The organism is Prevotella sp. P3-92, assembly GCF_002251205.1.
GTDB lineage: Bacteria > Bacteroidota > Bacteroidia > Bacteroidales > Bacteroidaceae > Prevotella.
This window is the reverse complement of the sequence record NZ_NPJE01000062.1, coordinates 136,476-156,710: the sequence shown is the minus strand read 5'-3', so window position 1 is coordinate 156,710 and position 20,235 is coordinate 136,476. Positions and strand designations below refer to the sequence as shown.

The 20,235-nt window shown below is 48.4% G+C and carries 17 protein-coding genes; 8 read left to right on the top strand and 9 right to left on the bottom strand.

Going from position 1 to position 20,235, the window contains the following annotated elements; translation table 11 throughout:
* Window positions 1-40 precede the first annotated feature (40 nt).
* The 7 genes from trmD to trpS form a co-directional block, all read right to left on the bottom strand.
* Window positions 41-718, bottom strand: coding sequence for a tRNA (guanosine(37)-N1)-methyltransferase TrmD (gene trmD / locus CIK93_RS11030; RefSeq protein WP_094390264.1), 678 nt, complete (start codon window positions 716-718; stop codon window positions 41-43).
* Window positions 719-815: 97 nt separating this feature from the next.
* Window positions 816-1,664 carry a patatin family protein gene (locus CIK93_RS11025; protein WP_094390263.1) on the bottom strand — a complete coding sequence of 283 codons (849 nt, stop codon included), beginning with the start codon at window positions 1,662-1,664 and terminating at the stop codon, window positions 816-818.
* A gap of 4 nt (window positions 1,665-1,668) precedes the next feature.
* A complete protein-coding gene (locus CIK93_RS11020) occupies window positions 1,669-2,280 on the bottom strand; it encodes a hypothetical protein (RefSeq protein ID WP_094390262.1) in 612 nt (203 codons plus the stop codon).
* 8 nt (window positions 2,281-2,288) lie between these two features.
* Window positions 2,289-5,549, bottom strand: a complete 3,261-nt coding sequence (gene carB, locus CIK93_RS11015) for a carbamoyl-phosphate synthase (glutamine-hydrolyzing) large subunit (RefSeq protein WP_094447392.1) — start codon at window positions 5,547-5,549, stop codon at window positions 2,289-2,291.
* A gap of 54 nt (window positions 5,550-5,603) precedes the next feature.
* Window positions 5,604-6,566, bottom strand: a complete 963-nt coding sequence (locus CIK93_RS11010; protein ID WP_094390260.1) for an SPFH domain-containing protein — start codon at window positions 6,564-6,566, stop codon at window positions 5,604-5,606.
* A gap of 12 nt (window positions 6,567-6,578) precedes the next feature.
* Window positions 6,579-7,043 carry an NfeD family protein gene (locus CIK93_RS11005; protein ID WP_094390259.1) on the bottom strand — a complete coding sequence of 155 codons (465 nt, stop codon included), beginning with the start codon at window positions 7,041-7,043 and terminating at the stop codon, window positions 6,579-6,581.
* Between the two features lie 84 nt (window positions 7,044-7,127).
* Window positions 7,128-8,213, bottom strand: coding sequence for a tryptophan--tRNA ligase (trpS, locus tag CIK93_RS11000; RefSeq protein WP_094390258.1), 1,086 nt, complete (start codon window positions 8,211-8,213; stop codon window positions 7,128-7,130).
* A 298-nt stretch (window positions 8,214-8,511) separates the two neighbouring features.
* Here trpS and CIK93_RS10995 point away from each other — a divergent pair, with 298 nt between their 5' ends.
* The 6 genes from CIK93_RS10995 (at window position 8,512) to CIK93_RS10970 (ending at window position 14,428) form a co-directional block, all read left to right on the top strand.
* Complete coding sequence (locus tag CIK93_RS10995; protein WP_094435792.1) at window positions 8,512-9,423, top strand: M48 family metallopeptidase; 912 nt, start codon at window positions 8,512-8,514, stop codon at window positions 9,421-9,423.
* Window positions 9,424-9,455: 32 nt separating this feature from the next.
* Window positions 9,456-10,841, top strand: coding sequence for an aminopeptidase C (locus tag CIK93_RS10990; RefSeq protein WP_094390257.1), 1,386 nt, complete (start codon window positions 9,456-9,458; stop codon window positions 10,839-10,841).
* A gap of 219 nt (window positions 10,842-11,060) precedes the next feature.
* Entirely contained in the window at window positions 11,061-11,492 is a 432-nt protein-coding gene (locus CIK93_RS10985) for a lytic transglycosylase domain-containing protein (RefSeq protein ID WP_094390256.1), read from the top strand.
* Between the two features lie 274 nt (window positions 11,493-11,766).
* Entirely contained in the window at window positions 11,767-12,330 is a 564-nt protein-coding gene (locus tag CIK93_RS10980; protein ID WP_094390435.1) for a LemA family protein, read from the top strand.
* Between the two features lie 9 nt (window positions 12,331-12,339).
* Window positions 12,340-13,353: a M48 family metallopeptidase gene (locus tag CIK93_RS10975; RefSeq protein ID WP_094435527.1), complete on the top strand. Its 1,014-nt coding sequence runs from the start codon at window positions 12,340-12,342 to the stop codon at window positions 13,351-13,353.
* Between the two features lie 202 nt (window positions 13,354-13,555).
* Window positions 13,556-14,428 carry an aldose 1-epimerase family protein gene (locus CIK93_RS10970; RefSeq protein ID WP_094390437.1) on the top strand — a complete coding sequence of 291 codons (873 nt, stop codon included), beginning with the start codon at window positions 13,556-13,558 and terminating at the stop codon, window positions 14,426-14,428.
* A 226-nt stretch (window positions 14,429-14,654) separates the two neighbouring features.
* Here CIK93_RS10970 and rsgA read toward each other — a convergent pair whose 3' ends face one another.
* Window positions 14,655-15,590 carry a ribosome small subunit-dependent GTPase A gene (gene rsgA, locus CIK93_RS10965; protein ID WP_094447391.1) on the bottom strand — a complete coding sequence of 312 codons (936 nt, stop codon included), beginning with the start codon at window positions 15,588-15,590 and terminating at the stop codon, window positions 14,655-14,657.
* A 4-nt stretch (window positions 15,591-15,594) separates the two neighbouring features.
* Window positions 15,595-16,155 carry a ribosome recycling factor gene (frr, locus tag CIK93_RS10960; RefSeq protein ID WP_094390439.1) on the bottom strand — a complete coding sequence of 187 codons (561 nt, stop codon included), beginning with the start codon at window positions 16,153-16,155 and terminating at the stop codon, window positions 15,595-15,597.
* A 155-nt stretch (window positions 16,156-16,310) separates the two neighbouring features.
* Here frr and CIK93_RS10955 point away from each other — a divergent pair, with 155 nt between their 5' ends.
* The gene (locus tag CIK93_RS10955; RefSeq protein WP_094447390.1) at window positions 16,311-17,459 is read left to right on the top strand and encodes a glycoside hydrolase family 88 protein; all 1,149 of its coding nucleotides are present in this window, start codon (window positions 16,311-16,313) and stop codon (window positions 17,457-17,459) included.
* Window positions 17,460-17,505: 46 nt separating this feature from the next.
* Window positions 17,506-20,166 carry a glycosyl hydrolase gene (locus CIK93_RS10950; RefSeq protein ID WP_094447389.1) on the top strand — a complete coding sequence of 887 codons (2,661 nt, stop codon included), beginning with the start codon at window positions 17,506-17,508 and terminating at the stop codon, window positions 20,164-20,166.
* The last annotated feature ends 69 nt before the right edge of the window (window positions 20,167-20,235 follow it).

Genomic DNA, 20,235 nt, shown 5'->3' with positions numbered 1-20,235 from the left:
GCAAAATCAGATGGAAATTATTTTGTAGGGGCTGTTTGGATTATTCGCCCAATAGGTCGGGGCGGAGACGGCGTGTGCGTTCTAAGGCCTGTTCCAATTCCCATTCTTTGATTTTGGCCTCGTTACCGCTAAGCAGAATCTCTGGTACTTTCCAACCTTTATAGTCGGCAGGGCGAGTATAGATTGGGGCTGCCAATAGATCATCCTGGAAACAGTCAGACAGAGCACTCTGTTCGTCACCAATCACGCCAGGCACTACACGTACAACAGCATCGGCAATGATGGCTGCTGCCAGTTCGCCTCCTGTCAGCACGTAATCGCCAACAGATATTTCCCTTGTGATGAGATGGTCGCGAACGCGCTGGTCAATACCTTTATAGTGACCGCAGAGGATGATAAGGTTGCCTTTCAATGATAGGTCGTTGGCAATATGTTGATTGAACTGCTCACCATCGGGTGAGGTAAATATCACCTCGTCGTAATCACGCTCAGCCTTCAGGGCAGTAATACATCGGTCAATAGGCTCACACTGCATGACCATTCCGGCAGAACCGCCATACGGATAGTCATCCACACGACGCCATTTGTCGAGCGTGTAGTCACGCAGGTTGTGCAGGCGGATTTCCGCCAGCCCTTTCTTTTCGGCACGTGCAAGAATGCTTTCGTGAACAAAGCCCTCAATCATTTCGGGTAATACACTGATAATGTCGATTCTCATATTCTACTGTTTCCTTCTAGTTGATATTCTTTTATTCTGATTGCGCTATACACTAATTGTAATCGTCTGTATAGTGCGTATTGATGCAGAGGGGTATTTAACGGTAATATTCCTTGATGGCATCCAACTGCTTGTAACCTACTTCGCGTCCCAGTTCATAAACCAGTTGCATGCGTTTGGGGTCATGGCAGAGATGGCCAATGGGAATCTTGCCTTCCGGACGAATGACAAGGCATCGACCTTCCTTTTCTGCTTGTGTCACATAGTCCAATTGACTGTTATACATCAGATGGCGCTGATCCATGGCTTCTATCATATTGGGATAATGACGGAGTGCCAAACGCATGAGAGGCATCAGAGCGTTATGAGACTTGCGATAGCCTGCTGGTTGGGTTAGGATGACGATGTTACGTTTATAACCCTGACTCTCGTAATAGGCCAAAGGAATGGAGTCGCTGACACCACCGTCGAGCAGTTGGTGATTGCCGATAGAAACAACTCTTGAAACCATAGGCATGGAGGCAGAGGCACGTATCCACTCCAATGTTTCATAATCAATATGGTCTAATTGATGATAGACTGCTTTTCCTGTTGTTACATCTGTGCAGACCACAGTAAACTCAATGGGATTGTTGGCGAATGTCTCTGAATCGAAGATGTCGTAGTCGTGGGGAACGATATGGTAGGCAAATTCGGCATTGAAATAGTCGCCAGAGCGGAAGAGTGAATGCCAACCGCTGTAGCGCCTGTCTTTGGCGAATCGTTTGTTATAACGGATGGCGCGTCCTGGTTGCTGTGACTTATAGTTGCAACCGAATGCTGCGCCTGCAGATACGCCGATGATACCGTCGGGCTTAATGCCTGCTTCCATCATCACATCGATGACGCCAGCAGTCCATAGTCCGCGCATTGCACCGCCTTCAAGTACCAATCCTTTTTTCTCCATTGTCTTATCTGTTGTCGATAATTCCGTAATTGCTGTATTGGTGACGGGGGAATACAAATGCTTGATCGCTGATACCACCCGTTTTGAAATTGGTTATTTTTATTGTAGTGTGGAAAAAGCCTACCTTCACACGGATGCTGATGGGATTTCGTGTGTGGTGGTCGAGCAGTACATCAGCCTCTTTGATGCCCTTAACGCCCTTTTTTGCCTTTAGTGTGATGACATAACCACGCTTGTCGTTAGCAATATGGTAGTTGTAGTTGTCGGGCTTGAATGTGAATTTTGAGGCATATTTATCGCGTGATTCATCGTCAGAACGATAGATGGTAACGGTTCTCTTCTTCCGATCTACACGGGTGTAGGTGATTTGGTCGTTCCATGCTGTGTAGCGGTCTTCTACAAATTTACTGCTTTTCCCTTTGGTCCAGATAGTTCCTTGGGCTTTGTAGATGCCTATGATATTGACACTATAGCTTAAACGTGAACCTTGAGGACCATAAACCTTTTGATAGGCCTCGTTGAACATACGCCGCGCTTGACGTGAATTAGGAGACTCCTGTGCATGAAGCCCTATTGTGAACAACATGCACAGGAGTATGAGATAATATCTAATCATATTTGTTATTAAGCATTGTATTCCTGCCAACTCTTGATCTTGATGTCTTCAAGTCGGAGGGCAGTGAAGGCTTCAATGAAGGCTTTTGCCAAACGCACATTGGTCATCAAGGGGATGTTGTGGTCGATGGCGCCGCGACGAATGCGATAACCATTGGTCAATTCGCGCTTGGTGTGGTTCTTGGGAACGTTGACAATCAAGTCGAATTTGTGGTCAGCAATCATCTGCATGATATTGTTGTCGCCTTCCTCATCGGGCCAGTTGACGGCAGTGGCTTTCACACCATTCTCATTGAAGAACTTGGCTGTGCCTGGTGTGGCATATACCTCGTAACCCTTCTTGACGAGTTGCTTGGCTGGTTCGAGCAATGAAACCTTACCCTTTGCGGCTCCTGAAGAGATGAGAACGCTCTTCTTGGGAAGACGGTAGCCAGTGGCGATGAGTGCGTTGAGCAAAGCCTCGTTGAGGTCATCGCCCAGACAGCCTACCTCACCGGTAGAGCTCATATCAACACCGAGTACGGGATCGGCATTCTGCAGACGGGCAAATGAGAACTGTGATGCCTTGACACCGATGTGGTCGATGTCGAACTCGCTCTTGGCTGGACGAGAATAGGGAGCATCAAGCATAATCTTGGTTGCTGTCTCGATGAAGTTGCGCTTCAGAATCTTCGATACGAAGGGGAATGAGCGTGATGCACGCAGGTTACATTCGATAACCTTCACCTCACGGTTCTTGGCAAGGAACTGGATGTTGAATGGTCCGCTGATGTTGAGTTCCTGTGCAATCTTGCGGGAAATCTTCTTAATCTGGCGGATAGTTGAGAAATAGATATGCTGTGCGGGGAATACCATGGTTGCGTCACCAGAGTGGACACCGGCATATTCCACATGCTCAGAGATGGCATATTCAATAACCTCACCCTTGTCGGCGACAGCATCAAACTCAATCTCTTTTGTTTCCTGCATGAACTGGCTTACCACTACGGGGAACTCCTTGGATACTTCGGTTGCCATATTCAAGAAACGATGCAATTCTTCATCGTCGTAACATACGTTCATGGCTGCACCTGAGAGTACATAGGATGGACGTACCAGTACGGGATAACCAACTTCATCTACAAACTCCTTGACATCGTCGAACGAAGTCAGAGCGCGCCAACGTGGCTGGTCAATTCCTAATTTATCGAGCATGGCAGAGAACTTGTCACGGTTCTCGGCACGGTCAATATCAACTGGAGAGGTGCCCAATACAGGAACACCCTGACGGTAGAGCTTCATTGCCAAGTTGTTTGGAATCTGTCCACCTACAGAGACGATGACACCGCGTGGCATTTCAAGATCGATGACGTCAAGAACACGCTCTAACGACAGTTCGTCGAAATAGAGGCGGTCACACATGTCGTAGTCGGTCGATACGGTTTCGGGGTTGTAGTTGATCATGATCGACTTGTAGCCGAGTTTGCGTGCAGTGTTGATTGCATTAACCGAACACCAGTCGAACTCTACGCTTGAACCGATGCGATAGGCGCCAGAACCGAGAACGATTACAGATTTCTCGTTCTTATAATAGCTGATGTCGTGTGCGGTCTTGTATGCTTTGCCGTCGGGGGTAGCAAATGCTGGTGTGTGTGTATAGGTGAGATACAAGTAGTTGGTCAGTTCTGGATGTTCAGATGCTACAGTAGGGATGCGTTTTACCGAAGGCATGATACCCATCTGTTTGCGGATCTCACGTACTTTGAGGTTTTCCTTCTCCATATTGCCACTCTGTGGCTTGAGTACGAAACGTGCAATCTGAAAGTCTGAGAATCCTGCCTGTTTCACTTCAAGCATAAGGGCGGCGGGTACGTCTTCTACGGCATTGTATTCCATCAACTGATGTTTCAGGTCAACAATATGCTTCAATCGTTCAAGGAACCATACGTCAATCTTGGTCAATTCCTCGATACGCTTGATAGTATATCCTTCTTCCATGGCCTGTGCGATGGCAAAGATACGGAGGTCTGTTGGGTTTGCCAATGCATCGTCGAGGTCATCGAAGCGTGTGTGGTCATTGCCTACAAATCCGTGCATACCCTGTCCAATCATGCGGAGTCCCTTTTGGATCATCTCTTCAAATGAACGTCCGATGCTCATAATCTCACCGACCGACTTCATGGATGAACCGAGGTGGCGTGATACGCCAGCAAATTTTGTAAGGTCCCAGCGTGGAATCTTACAAATCATATAGTCGAGGCTTGGAGCCACGTATGCTGATGATGTTGTTCCCATCTCGCCAATCTGATCGAGCGTGTAGCCCAAAGCAATCTTGGCAGCTACGAAGGCTAGGGGATAGCCCGTTGCTTTTGAAGCAAGTGCAGATGAACGGCTCAGACGTGCATTGATTTCAATGATGCGGTAGTCGTTAGTTTCTGCATTGAAGGCAAACTGGATGTTACACTCACCTACGATATTCAAGTGGCGTACACATTTAGTAGTGATATCCTGCAACATCTTCACCTGTTGCTCGGTCAATGAGCAGGTAGGAGCCACTACGATAGATTCACCAGTATGGATGCCCAGAGGGTCGAAGTTTTCCATTGAAGCTACGGTGAAACAGTGGTCGTTGGCATCGCGGATGCACTCGAACTCAATTTCCTTCCATCCTTTCAAACTCTCTTCTACGAGAATCTGTGGTGCGAAGGTGAATGCGCTTTCTGCCAGAGATATGAATGTTTTCTCGTCAGGGCAGATACCACTGCCCAGTCCGCCTAATGCGTAGGCAGAACGTACCATTACGGGGAATCCGATATTATGGGCTGCCTTGAGCGCATCGTCCATGTTTTCTACAGCGTGGCTCACGGGTACCTTCATGTCAATCTCTGCCAGTTTCTTGACGAAGAGGTCGCGGTCTTCGGTGTTCATAATGGCTTCTACGCTTGTGCCGAGCACTTCTACACCATATTCTTTAAGAACACCAGACAGATAGAGTTCGGTACCGCAGTTGAGGGCTGTCTGACCGCCGAATGCCAACAGGATGCCATCAGGACGTTCTTTCTTGATGATTTCTGTTACGAAATACGTATTGACGGGTTGAAAATACACTTTGTCGGCAACGCCTTCCGAGGTTTGGATAGTGGCAATGTTTGGATTTACCAGTACCGATGATATACCTTCTTCGCGCAGGGCTTTGAGTGCCTGTGAGCCTGAGTAGTCGAACTCTCCGGCTTGTCCGATTTTCAGGGCACCCGAACCGAGCACGAGTACCTTTTTGAGTTGTTTCTTCATATCTCTTTTATAGGGTTGTTTGTTTTTGTTCTATATATTATATTAAGGTGTTGGTTATTCTGTGGTCTTAAACAAGTCCTTTATACCTCCTATGCTTCCCAGGAGATTTGTGGCTTCGTATGGCAGATAGACAGTCTTGGTCTTGTCGCCATTTGCCAGCTCTTGCATCATTTGGATATATTTCTGTGCCAACAGATAGTTGGCAGGGTTAGTGCTCTTTCCTACGGCTTCGGTGATAAGTTCGATGGCCTTTGCTTCTGCTTCTGCTTTGCGGATGCGTGCCTGTGCTTCACCTTCTGCATGGAGAATGGCTTGCTGCTTCTGTGCTTCGGCACGGTTCACCATAGCGGTTTTCTCACCTTCTGATGCAAGAATCTCCGCAGCTTTTTCACCCTCTGAAGTCAGAATCTGTGCACGTTTGTTTCGTTCTGCCTGCATCTGTTTCTCCATGGCATTGAGCACACTTGTTGGTGGCGTGATGTCTTGGAGTTCTACGCGATTGACTTTTACACCCCATTTGTCGGTGGCATCGTCGAGTACGGCGCGAAGCTTGGTATTGATTGTGTCGCGTGAGGTGAGTGTCTCGTCCAGTTCCAGTTCACCAATGATATTACGGAGTGTGGTCTGTGTGAGTTTCTCGATAGCGTTGGGCAGGTTTGATATTTCATAGACAGCCTTGAAGGGATCAACAATCTGGAAGTAGAGTAGCGCGTTGATCTCCATCTGGATGTTATCTTTCGTAATTACGTTCTGTGATGGAAAATCATAAACCTGTTCACGGAGGTCAATATTGTCAGAGTAGGCATAGCGTCCACGTGTCAGCACGACGATGGCTTTGGCACGGTCAATGAATGGTATGATAACGTTGATGCCTGGTTTGAGTGTCGCATAGTAACGACCGAGACGTTCGATGATTTTTGTTTCCGACTGTGGAATGATAACCAGCGCCATCTTGGCGAAGACTACTACGCAGATGATGATGGCGATGAGCACATAGGTGAAAAAAGATGCTTCCATAATGTCTTGGTTTTATTCGTTTATACTTGTTGTTGATTCCACTTGGATGATGGTGCTTTTCCGATCCGTAACCTTTACTGTAGATCCTGCTGTGATGTCGGTGGCGCTATTGCTGACAGCTTTCCATACATCACCGTCAATGGCAACTCTTCCGTAGCCTCCCGTCTTGATGGTTTCTGTGACACGTCCTATTCGTCCGATAAGTGCATCGGCATTGCTAGGACGGTTGGGCTCGTTCTTGTGCAGATAGCGTAATGCTATCGGGCGCACAAAGAAGATGCTGGCCAACGCTACTGCTGCAAAGATTGCCAATTGCCAATAGATGTTCAATCCTATTGCAGCTCCAATAGCCGACGCCACAGCTCCTATGGAGAAACAGATGATAAAGAAATCACCAGACGATAATTCGAGTATGAGACAAATAACGGCCGCGATGGCCCATACCTGCCATACGTTGTTCATGATGTAATCTGCCATAACCCAATCGTTTTTTATGTTGCTGTATTATAATCTCTTTGGTGTCTGTTTTGTGTCGGCTATAGTCTCGGCCTATCAGAGTCTTTAACCCTTGAAACGTTCTGACTGCTGACGGATGAGTTCGGTATCGTCGAAGTAGTTGATCTGCATGGCAGAACGTACCTCACACATGGTCTGAGCTGCTGTCTCTCGCGCCTTTTCAGTACCCTTTTTCAGAATATTGTAGATCTCAGGAATATCCTGCTCGAATTCATGACGACGTTGGCGGATGGGCTCCATAAATTTATTGAGCACATTGTTGAGGAACTTTTTGGTTGTTCCGTCGCCGATACCACCTTTCACATATTGTGCCTTGAGTTCTTCAAGAGTCTTAAATTCTGGCCAGAACTCAGCAAAGTCTTCATCGCTACTGAAAGCTTCGAGGTAGGTGAAAACAGCATTTCCTTCAAGATGTCCCGGTTCGTCCAAGCTCATACGTGGCTCTCCGTTAGACATCTTCTTCACCTTCTTCCATACATCAGCAGCAGAGTCGCTGAGGTAGATGCAGTTTCCAAGTGATTTCGACATTTTCTCTTTACCATCGGTGCCGGGCAGACGACGTGCTGTTGCGTTTTCGGGCAACATGATTTCTGGTTCTACCAGTACCGGTGCATAAGTCTGGTTGAAGCGACGCACCAATTCGCGAGTCACTTCCAACATGGGTTCCTGGTCTTCTCCGGCAGGAACGGTAGTCGCTTTGAAGAGCGTGATATCTGCTGCTTGGCTGACAGGATAGCAGAAGAATCCGAGGGGAATGTTTGCCTCGAAGTTGCGCATCTTGATTTCTGTCTTTACAGTTGGGTTGCGCTGTACGCGACTTACGCTGATGAGATTCATCAGGTAGGTGGTCAATTCTGCCAGTTCTGGTATTTGACTTTGGATAAACAAGGTGCATTTCTCAGGGTCGAGTCCTGCTGAAAGGTAGTCGAGGGCCACCTCGATGATATTTTGTCTGATTTTCTCTGGATTGTCAGCATTGTCTGTCAGTGCCTGAACATCTGCCATGAATACGAACATCTTGTCGTAGCCTCCGGCATTTTGCAGTTCAACACGTCTGCGCAGCGAGCCAATGTAATGGCCTAAGTGCAGTTTTCCTGTAGGACGGTCGCCCGTCAGAATAATCTTTCCCATAATAGTTTTCTGAATTTCAGCACAAAGGTACAGCTTTTTTCTGAATCATGCAACAAATACGGTCTCATTCCCTATTTTATTTTATAGGTATGCGTATTTATGCGTTTTTGATACGCTGTAATATTTCCCCGTAGGGATCGTGCTGTTTTAGTAGTATAATAATGGTTTTTGAAGTGCTTTTTATGTAAATATTATGATGTTTTTCCTTTGTAAATAGCTAAAGTACAAAAAAAGTAGTATCTTTGCATTTGATATCAATTTAATGTCTATAAGAAAGAAGATACTAAGAATACGAAAAATGAATAAAGCTAAATTGATTGTTTTGATAGTTGCCGTAGCCGTACTGGCCAGTTGTGGAACCACTACGACGGTACCTATTACAGGACGAAAACAACACATGATGGTGAGCGACGAAAAAGTGCTCAGCCTCAGTAATCAACAGTATGCGGAATACATGAAAACCGCCAAACCTTCCACGAATGTGGCAAATACCAACATGGTGAAGCGAGTGGGGCAGAACCTTGCAAATGCCGTTGTGGCTTATCTCAACGCCAACGGCCTTTCCAGTGAGGTTGCCAACTACAAGTGGGAGTTCAATCTCGTACAAGACAAGCAGGTTAATGCTTTCTGTATGCCCGGTGGTAAGATTGTGGTCTATGAAGGACTGTTGCCTGTCACTCAAGACGAGACTTCGCTTGCGATAGTTCTCGGACATGAAATAGCCCATGCGGTGGCCAAGCACTCTGCCGAGCAGATGAGTACGCTCATCAGACAACAATATGGCGCACAAGCCCTCAGCGTTTTGATGCAAGGTGCAGGTGCCAGTAGCGGACTGCAGAATATAGCCGGAACGGTTTTCGGACTTGGAGCCAAGGGAGCAAGTGCGAAATATTCGCGCAACCACGAGAGTGAGGCCGACCATCTCGGTATTATCTTTGCAGCCATGGCAGGCTATGATCCACAGAAAGCTGTGGATTTTTGGAAACGCATGTCGCAAGCTACTGGTGGAGGCTCGAAATCATGGCTCAGCACTCACCCTACCGATGCCACACGTATAGCACAGATACAGGCCTGGATGCCTGAGGCTATGAAGTATTATAAGCCCCAAGCTGTTGTTTCCACAAACAAGAAAAATACTGTGCAAACCAAAAAGAAGAATACTACTACGCAAAAAAAGAAATCAATAACCAAAAAAGCAAGACACAAATGAAAATAACTACTCGACACTTCGTCAAATCAGCAATGGCAACAACCGCAGCCATGTTACTCGTCATCAATGCCGAGGCGCAAAATGCCGGTGGTATCTCTCCGCAGATGATGCAGCAATTTGAAAAGCAACATCAGGCAAATCCTGCCAGTCGTGCGCTGCAAAATGCAGTAGCTGTCAATTCTATCGACGGCTTGGCTGTCAACAAAGCCAATGCAGGAGCCTTCGATACCTATTTTAGTGTGGAGACACCCAGTCAGTCTATCACCAATCAAAAGTCAAGTGGAAGATGTTGGATGTTTAGCGGATTCAATGTGCTGCGTGGCAATTTTGCCAAACGCACAGACTCGTTGACCGTTTCGCTCTCGCAAAACTATCTGTTCTTCTACGACCAGCTTGAAAAGGCAAACTTGATGCTTCAAGGCGTGATAGATCATGCGAAGAAACCATTTGAAGACCAGCGCGTGCAGTTCTTCTTCCAAAGTCCTATCAATGACGGAGGAACATTCTGTGGTGTGGCAGACTTGGTAGAAAAGTACGGCCTTGTGCCTAGTAGTGTTCAACCTGAAAGCTTCTCGGCAGAAAATACGGCAAAGATGGCCTCTATCGTCAAGTCCAAACTGCGTGAACATGGTTTGAAACTGCGCCAGATGGTAGCAGATGGCAAGAAAACAGCCGATGTGCAGAAAGCTAAGGTAACCGCCCTTTCTGAAATCTACAATATCCTTGCCCTTACACTTGGTGAACCCGTCAAGGAGTTTGACTATGCTTTCAAAGGCAAGGACGGACGAGCAAAGACTCCTGTTAAACACTATACTCCAAAGACATTCGCAGAGGAAGTGGTTGGTGGACCTATCAATGGCACTTTTATCATGGTGATGAACGATCCGCGTCGTCCTTATTATAAGACCTATGAGGTGGAATACGACCGCCATACCTATGATGGGCACAACTGGAAGTACCTCAACTTGCCTATGGATGAGATAGAACAGCTCGCTGTAGCATCGCTCAAAGACGGTCGTAAGCTCTATTCCAGCTATGATGTAGGCAAGCAACTTGACCGCAAACGTGGCTATGCCGATACAGAGAATTTCGACTATGCCTCTCTCTTCGGTACTTCATTCACCATGGACAAAGCCCAGCGCATTTCCACATTCGACAGTGGCTCTACCCATGCCATGACACTTACTGCCGTGGATCTTGATGCCAACGGAAAGGCCACAAAGTGGAAAGTTGAAAACTCCTGGGGAGGTGATTGGGGACAGAAAGGATGCCTCATTATGACCGACAGATGGTTCCGCGAATACATGTTCCGACTCGTAGTCAATAAGAAATATGTGAGCGAGAAACTCCTGAAAGACTATAATCAGAAACCCATCATGGTGATGCCAGAAGATCCACTCTTTCAGCAGGATAATTGATGATTTGTTAACATGCATAATTGGGGGCGAAAGCCCCCTTTTTTTATGCATTTCCATCTGTGAATAGCAGTTGATTTATGTTAATTAATTGATAATCAACGTCTCATTTCGGAGTAAAGTTTGGTAGTTCCAAAAAATAGTCGTACCTTTGTGCCCGTTAACAATAGTGTGACGGTTGAATGTCTCGTGGTGAGACGGTCATGCTTAACAGGATTATTTATGACAAAGATTGCTAGAAATGTATTGATTACATTGGCCATCATGATGGCCTGTTCCATCAATGCTTCGGCAGGAACGAAGAACAATGAACGCTCGTTTGACTGGACTCCTGTTATCAGCGCGATTATTCAGGTAGAAAGTCAAGGTAATCCTAAAGCCGTAAGTGGTAAGTCGTGCGGCATCATGCAGATTACACCTATCTGCGTTAAGGAATGCAATCGCATCCTGCAGATGAGGCAGAGCAAAAAGCGCTACACAATGAACGACCGATTCAATGCAAAGAAATCGAAAGAGATGTTTCTTCTCATACAGTCGTTCTACAACAAGGCAAACAACGTGGAGTATGCCATTCGTGCATGGAATGGAGGTCACAACTACTCGAAGCGAGCCACTCAAAACTATTATGAGAAAGTGTTGCGCCAGATGAATTAGACTATTATTTAAAGTCACTCTACAGAATCCGATTGACAGATTTCTCCTCGTAAAGGAAACTGCCAGTCGGATTTTTCCGTTTTCTCTCTTTGGAATACGAAGGTCCCATGTACCTCCCATCTTTCTCCTATATAAATTTGCTGTATCTCCTATAAATTATCAGTAAAGATGTAAACAAAGCTTAATTTTTTTGTCAATCTGCAACTTTGGCAGTATCTTTGATGTCTATAATAGAAAAGAATTATATTCATTTAATAGATTAATAGAAAAAACTATGAGTACAACACTTGTTATTATCTTGGCAGTGGTAGGAATTGCATTGATTCTTATCTTCTTCTACAACAATCTCGTGAAACTGCGTAACAACCGTATCAACGCCTTTGCCAATATCGATGTACAACTCAAACAACGATTTGACCTCATACCGCAACTCGTGGCAACGGTTAAGGGATATGCAACCCACGAGAAGGAACTCCTGCAGCGTGTAACCGAAGCCCGTTCTGCTGCCATGGGCGCACAGACCATCAACGACAAGGTACAGGCAGACAACCAGCTCTCTGCCGCTTTGTCAGGTTTGAAAGTTTCCCTTGAGGCTTATCCTGACCTTAAGGCCAATCAGAACTTCCTGCAACTGCAAGGTGAGATTTCGGATATCGAGAACAAACTAGCAGCATCACGCCGTTATTTCAACTCAGCCACTCGTGAACTCAACAATGCCGTACAGACATTCCCAGGCAATATCATCGCCGGCATGTTTGGCTTCCATGCTGAACCCATGTTTGAAGTACCCCAGGAACAACGTGCGCAGTTTGAGAAAGCTCCCGAAATCAAATTCTAAGTGAGAACGATGAGATACGTTGGTATTCAGACACAAATCCAGCGCAACAATTTTTATACCCTCTTGTTGCTCTTGCTGTTTCCCGCCATTCTTTTAGGGATGGTATGGATCTTTCTGGCATTGGTCAGCTATTTCGGCACATATTATTATGACGAATATGGCAATATGGTCAATGTCTTCGATGCAGCAGTAGTCAACGACTATTTCCTACAAACCATTCCTTGGGTCATTGGCGGTGTGGCCGTATGGTTTCTCATTGCCTATTGCTTCAACTCGTCTATGGTCAGACAAGCCACAGGCGCACGCCCTTTAGAGCGCAGGGAGAATCCGCGGGTATATAATATTGTGGAAAACCTCTGTATTGCAGGAGGTATGGACATGCCAAAAGTGTGTGTGGTTGACGATCCGCAGCTCAATGCCTTTGCTAGCGGTATTGACCGCAAGAGCTATACGGTCACCGTCACCACCGGACTGCTGAAGGTACTCAACGACGAGGAACTGGCTGGTGTGATAGGTCACGAACTGACCCATATCCGCAACCATGATACCCGCTTGCTTATCACGAGCATCATCTTCGTAGGTATAGTATCGGCTGTGATGAGCATGGTGATGCATGTCATACAAAACATATTCTGGTTTGGCGGCGGCAACCGTCATGTAAGTAGTGACGACGACAATAAGAACAGCGGACTCTCCGTCATCATCGTGCTGCTCATCGGCCTGCTTTGCTCAGCCATTGCCTATGTCTTTGTACTGCTGACCCGTTTTGCCATTTCGCGCAAACGTGAGTTTATGGCAGATGCCGGTGGTGCCGAACTGTGCCAGAATCCCCTGGCCTTGGCTTCCGCCTTGCGTAAAATTTCCAATAATCCAGGCCTCGGACGTGTGGAGCGTGAAGATGTAGCCCAACTCTTCATTATCCATCCCCGTCGTCACGCACAGAGTGTGATGAGTATGATTAACGGCCTCTTTGCCACACACCCCAGCACCGAAGAACGAATCCGATTGCTCGAACAGTTCTGATAGCGGAATCTTCCCGCCGAACCATCGGTTATCGGTTACAACCGCAGTGTAGAGATTGTCCTTTGTGACATCCTACGCTGCGGTTGTTGTTTCGTTAATTTACACTAAAAGACTTACAGAAAGTTTGTCAATATCAAAAGTTTTTGCTACTTTCGTCATTCCAAACGAATAATGAAACATATCTAAAACAAATAACAACAATATGGTAGAACTTAAAAACGAACGGATAGCCATCAAGGTGGCACCGCTGGGAGCCGAACTCCAAAGCATCACAGACAACAACGGAAGAGAATACCTCTGGCAGGCAGATCCTGATTTCTGGCCGAGACATTCACCCATACTGTTTCCTATTGTTTGCAGCGTCAACAACGATACCTATACCGTTGATGGCAAGCAATATCATTTGCCACGTCATGGATTTGCCCGTGATACCGAGTTTACGCTGGTGAGACAATCCAAAGACCGCGTGACGTATGCCCTTCATGACAGTGAAGAGACCCTGAAGGTCTATCCCTATCATTTCAATCTCGCCATCAGCTATCGTCTTGATGGCAACAAGGTTGTTGTGACTTGGCATGTGGAGAATACTGACACCCAGGAGATCCATTTCCAGATTGGCGGTCATCCAGCTTTCAATGTGCCAGGCATGAAGAAAGGCGACGAACTGAAAGGTACCCTTGTATTGGACAACGCTCAGCCGATGACCAATCTGAAGAGTTTTGCCGATGGTAGTCATGAGATGACAGAGATTCCTGCAGAGACCGATCAAGGTGTGATTCGTTTCAACGATGAATATTTCAAGGACGACTCCGTTAAGTTCCATCGTTGCCAGACCCATCGTGTGTCTTTGCTCGACACCGACGGTCGTCCTGCTGTAACGCTCGACTACAAATGTCCGGTGATGGCTTTCTGGAGTCCCTATCAGAAAAAAGCCCCGTTTGTATGTCTTGAACCATGGTATGGATTGGGTGACCCACGCGGATGGGAAGGTGAATTTAAGGACAAAGTCTTAATGAACCATCTGCAGCCCGGTGCTTCATTCATGTCACAATACACCATTACAATAGGTGAGTAAAATGTGATATTTCAATATACCGTCAGTCGCTGTAGCCTCTGGGTTGCAGCGACTGATGCTTTTTGGGGTATGCATGCCTGCTTCATCCCAAAGAACCAAGTCGTTAGTCAGTACTCTAAAACCTTAAAAACACGACACTCCATTGGAATATCGTGCTTCGATAGGTGTCATCTGGTGTTTGTCTGTAAGCGAGTGGGGGCAGAAGGCTTCTCGATAGCGAGTGGAGTCAGAAGGCTTCGCGATAGCGATTCTCATCCTTATCGTCAAGCATAGAGAGATAACTCTGATAACGGCTTTGCGCAATGTAGTGATCCTCTACCGCCTTGATAACGGCACATCCCGGCTCATGGGTATGTGTGCAGTCGCTGAATCGACACTGTTTGGAGTACTCGAAGATTTCTTTGAAATAACTGGTGAGCTCTTTGCGCTCCATGTCGAAGGTGCCGAACCCTTTGATGCCCGGTGTGTCGATAAGCCAACCGCTCTGATCGGGCAGACGGAGCATCTCGCTGAAGGTTGTGGTGTGCATACCCGTGTTGTGTGCATCGCTGATTTCTGCTGTGCGCAGATTGACATCCGGAAGGATGCAGTTGATGAGGGTTGATTTTCCTACGCCGCTGTTGCCGCTGAGCAGGGTAATCTTTCCAGTGAGCTTTTCGGTTAGTGCAGCTACCCCGTCACCTGTTGCAGCCGAAATGGCATGACACTCATAGCCCACAGTTTCATAGAGGCTGATCATCATCTGCTGGTAATGCAGTTCATCGTCAGCCAAGGTGTCGGTCTTGTTGAATGTCAATATCACAGGCACCCGATAGGCCTCTGCCGAAGCCAGGAAACGGTCGATGAAGGTAGTGTTTGTCTCCGGTCGTGCCACGGTAATGACCAGTAGAGCCTGATCCACATTGGCAGCGAGGATGTGGCTTTGTTTGGAGAGATTGATAGACTTGCGGATGATATAGTTGCGTCGGTCTTCAATCTCGGTGATGAAGGCAGTGCCTTCCTGATTGGTGATGATTTCCACGCGGTCACCCACCGCCACCGGATTGGTGGAGCGAATCCCCCGTAGTCGGAAATTCCCTTTGATTTTACAGTCAACAGTTGGTCCATCGTCCGTAAGAACGGTGTACCAACTGCCGGTGTTTTTTATGACGAGTCCTTTCACGGGCTTATACTGTCATGATTTCCTTGTTCTTGGCCTCCATCAAGTCGTCGAGCTTTTTGATGAACTTGTCGTGCAATTTCTGCAAGTCGTTCTCGGCATCCTTCTCCAGGTCTTCTGAGAGTCCGTCTTTGATAGCCTTCTTCAGTTTGTCTTTGATGTCGGCACGCACGTTGCGCACTTCCACCTTGGCTCTTTCAGCAATCTTGTTACACTGCTTCACCAAGTCGCGACGACGCTCTTCGGTAGGCTGTGGGATACCCAGACGGATGATTTCACCGTTGTTCTCTGGTGTGATGCCCACATCCGAGTCCATGATGGCTTTCTCTATTTCGCGAATCTGCTTTTTGTCCCAAGGCTTGATAGCTATGGTGCGGGCATCGGGTGTAGAGATGTTAGCTACTTGGTTCAAGGGTACTTTCGAACCATAGGATTCTACACGCACGCCATCGAGGATGGCGACGTTGGCGCGACCGGCACGCACGCGGCTCAGTTCTTCTTCTAGAAACATGGTTGCCATCTCCATGCGCTCTTCGGCTGCGGATAATGTCTGCTTAACGTCTATCATATTATATACTGTTATCGTTTGTTTCGACAAAGATACGGAGAAATTCCGAAATGACAAACAATATAGGAAATAAAATTTTGTATTTCGATTATAATGTCGTACCTTTGAACCTTGAAAACAAACAAAACTACTGATAAAACCAATTTAACATGAGAATGAAACGATGTACCACAGGGGTGGTCTGTGTCTTCCTGGCACTGACTGCCGCACAGTCCCGTACCTGCGAAAAAGCAGAAACAATGCAGGTTTTGCGTCGCGTCAACAACTATTTCATGGGACGCTATGCCGACCCGACGTTGCCTACTATGGTGAAACGCAGCCGCACGAGCAATCTATGGACCCGTGCCGTATATTATGAAGGACTGATGGCGCTCTACGAGATAGATCCCGATGCGCGCTATGCCGACTATACCGACCGCTGGGCAGCTTCCCATCAGTGGACTCCCCGCTATGGTGTGACCACGTGCAATGCCGACGACCAGTGTTGCGGTCAGACCTACCTGATGCGCTATCTGCAGGTTGGAGGCGATGAGAAGATCAGTAAGGTGAGAGAGAATCTCGACCTGCAGATGAAAACCTACAATCCTAAAGCCAACAATGCGCTCTATGGCTGGTGGACATGGATTGATGCTATTCAGATGGCCATGCCGCTCTATTTCCAGATGACAGCCATCACCCACGATCAACGTTACCAGCAACATGCCATGATGATGTATCGTTGGAGCAGAAACATGCTGGCAGGCGGACTCTTCAATGCCAAAGACGGATTGTGGTGGCGCGATGCCGACTATGTGGCGCCCTATCATGAGCCGGATGGTAAACCCTGCTATTGGTCGAGAGGCAACGGATGGGTCTATGCCGCTTTGGTGCGCTGCATGCAACAGGTGTCGCCGAAAGACAAGGTCTATAAGGAACTGAAAAAAGATTTCCTGGCCATGAGCCGCGCCTTGCTCAACTGTCAGCGTGAGGATGGCTTTTGGAATCCCAGTCTGGTGTCCACCCATTATGCCATGCCCGAAACAAGCGGTACTGCGCTTTTCCTCTATGGCATGGCATGGGGCATACGCCAGGGACTCCTTGACGAACGTAAATATGAGCCGGCATGCCGTCGGGCATGGCAGGGGATGGTGCAACAGGCGGTTCACAAGGACGGCTTCCTCGGATGGATGCAAGGCACGGGCAAAGATCCTTCTGCCGGTCAGCCTTTGAGTTACGACCGCGTACCCGATTTTGAAGACTACGGCACCGGATGTTTCCTCCTTGGCGGAGTGGAGTTTTACCGCATGATCACCAGGGACGAATAAAACCCGTGTGTGATATGAACGATGTATATGATTAAGGTGTGAAACAATGAAAACAAAATATATCCTACTGCTGATCGCCATGATGACTGCCTTTGGCACGACCGCACAGACATGGCCTTCACCCAAACCCGAAGCACGTCCAGGCACCCGATGGTGGTGGCTGGGATCTGCTGTTGACCACCAGGGACTGGAATGGAACCTTGGCGAGTATGCCCGTGTGGGCATTGGGGCAGTGGAAATCACACCGCTCTATGGTGTGAAGGGCAACGAAGCCCATGAACTCCCATTTCTCTCTCCGCAGTGGATGGCGGCATTGCGCGACGTGCAGCAGATTGCCGCCGCCCATCATATCGAGGTAGATATGAACTGCGGAACAGGATGGCCCTTCGGAGGTCCTGAGGTCACGATAGACGAGGCAGCCTGCAAGGCCGTGTTCGTTGACAGCATGATCACCTCCGACAAGCGCCCGTCCGACCAGCACCGACTGGCAGTGCCTGCCAAGGAGCGCCCCTATGCCCAATGGCAATGCACCAGAGTATATCCCACCAGTCAACCACGCCAGTGGCGCGTCATCAGCGTCTATGCCTCACGCACGCGTCAGAAGGTGAAACGCGCTGCACCCGGTGGTGAAGGACTCGTCATCGACCATTTTGACCGTCAGGCGGTGGCACATTATCTCAATAGGTTCACCCAAGCGTTTGAATACACCAAGACTCCTTATCCCCATACCTTCTTCAACGACTCCTATGAGGTGTATAAGGCCAACTGGACCCCTTCGCTCTTCGACGAATTTCTCAAACGTCGTGGCTACGACTTGCGCGACCATCTGCCTGAACTTCTTGACGGTGGTGACGGTAATAAGGCGCTCCACGACTATCGTGAGACGTTGAGCGACCTGCTCTATGAGAACTTCACCCAGCAGTGGGTGGCTTGGGCACACCGCAATGGGGTTTCGGTGAGAAACCAAGCCCACGGTTCTCCTGCCAATCTGCTCGATCTTTATGCCGCCGTAGATATACCAGAGATAGAAGGTTTCGGACGCTCCGAGTTTGGCATCCGCGGACTGCGCAGAGACCCCGGCATGACCCTGAAGAACTACAGCGATGTGTCGATGCTGAAATACGCATCGTCGGCAGCACATGTGATGGGAAAGCCGCTGACCAGCAGCGAGACGCTCACTTGGTTGACCGAACACTTCCGCACCTCCTTGTCGCAGATGAAGCCTGACATCGACCTGATGTTCTCATGCGGCATCAACCACATCTTCTTTCATGGCAGTTGCTACACCCCGGAGCATGATCCATGGCCCGGATGGAAATTCTATGCATCGGTCGATATGAGTCCCACCAACAGCATTTGGCGCGATGCCCCTTTCTTGATGCAGTATATCGAACGCTGCCAGTCGTTCCTGCAAATGGGACAGCCCGACAATGATTTCCTGGTCTATCTGCCCGTCCATGACATGTGGCGCATCCGCGGTCCTCGCAATGATGATGCTAAGTCGGAGAGCAAAGACCGCAGGGGCGGGGAAGACCTCCTCATGCAGTTCGACATCCATACCATGGACGAGAAATGTCCGCAGTTTATCCGGAGCATCCTCCGCATCGACAGCCTCGGCTACGATTGCGACTATATCAGCGACCGCCAACTGGCACAGGTCAAGGTCGATGGCGGACAGCTCGTCACCCCTGGCGGCACACGCTACAGGGGAATCATCATCCCCACAGGTACCACCGTTGACGACAGACTTCAGAGCCTGTTACAGAACCTCACACCTTATATTATTTATGGTGAAGACCGACAGGCGATGGCGCATCTTGCCAAACCCGAACCATGGCGAATGAATCCCGGTGTGCGTATGATCAGAAGAAAGACAGACGACGGCTACATCTATTTCGTTGTCAATCTCTCGCCCCGCGACTGTCGCTTAAACGCAGCATGTCTCTCCGTACCTACGCAACACATCGTCTGCTACAATCCCATGACGGGCGACGTGAACCGTCTGCCTATGGTTGCCGACGCTCCTGTCGTCTGTCTTCAGTCGGGAGAGAGCATCATCCTGCAAACAGGAACAGCTGCCGACCGTCCCCTGTCAACAGGCCAATACGGTATGACAGTAGCGACAGAGACCCTGCCGCTGGACGGCCCCTGGACCCTGTCGTTCCTCGACGAGACGCCACGCGTCAGCGAAACCTACACCATGCCGACTCCGCAGACCTGGGAGACGCTTGGCGAATCCGCCTCGGTGACCATGGGCACTGGAGTCTATGAGACCGCTTTCCGCCTGACCAGAAAGCAAGCCGCCCAGGCCTGCATCATCTCGCTGGGCGAAGTCTATGAGTCGGCACGCGTATATATCAACGGCAAGTTCATCGGCTGTGCATGGGCAGCACCCTTCCAGCTCGACTGCCGCGACGCCTTGCGCAAGGGCAAGAACACCCTGCGCATCGAAGTGACCAATCTGCCAGCCAACCGCATACGCGATCTCGATAGACGTGGTGTGGAATGGCGAAAATTCAAGGAAATCAACTTCGTGGATATCAACTATAAGAAGACACGCTATGACGGATGGCAGCTGATGCGCAGCGGACTGCAGGGCGCACCCCTGTTGCACTTCTATCCCCAAACACCCTCCGCCTGGCCTTCTGTTGGCGCAACAAACAATAAAAAATTGAACTATCGCATGTGGGAAGTTAAGGGAAGTTAGGGAAGTTAGAGAGAAGTTAAGGGACAAATGTCCTACGTCTTACGGCAAAAGGCTATTGTCTCTTAACTT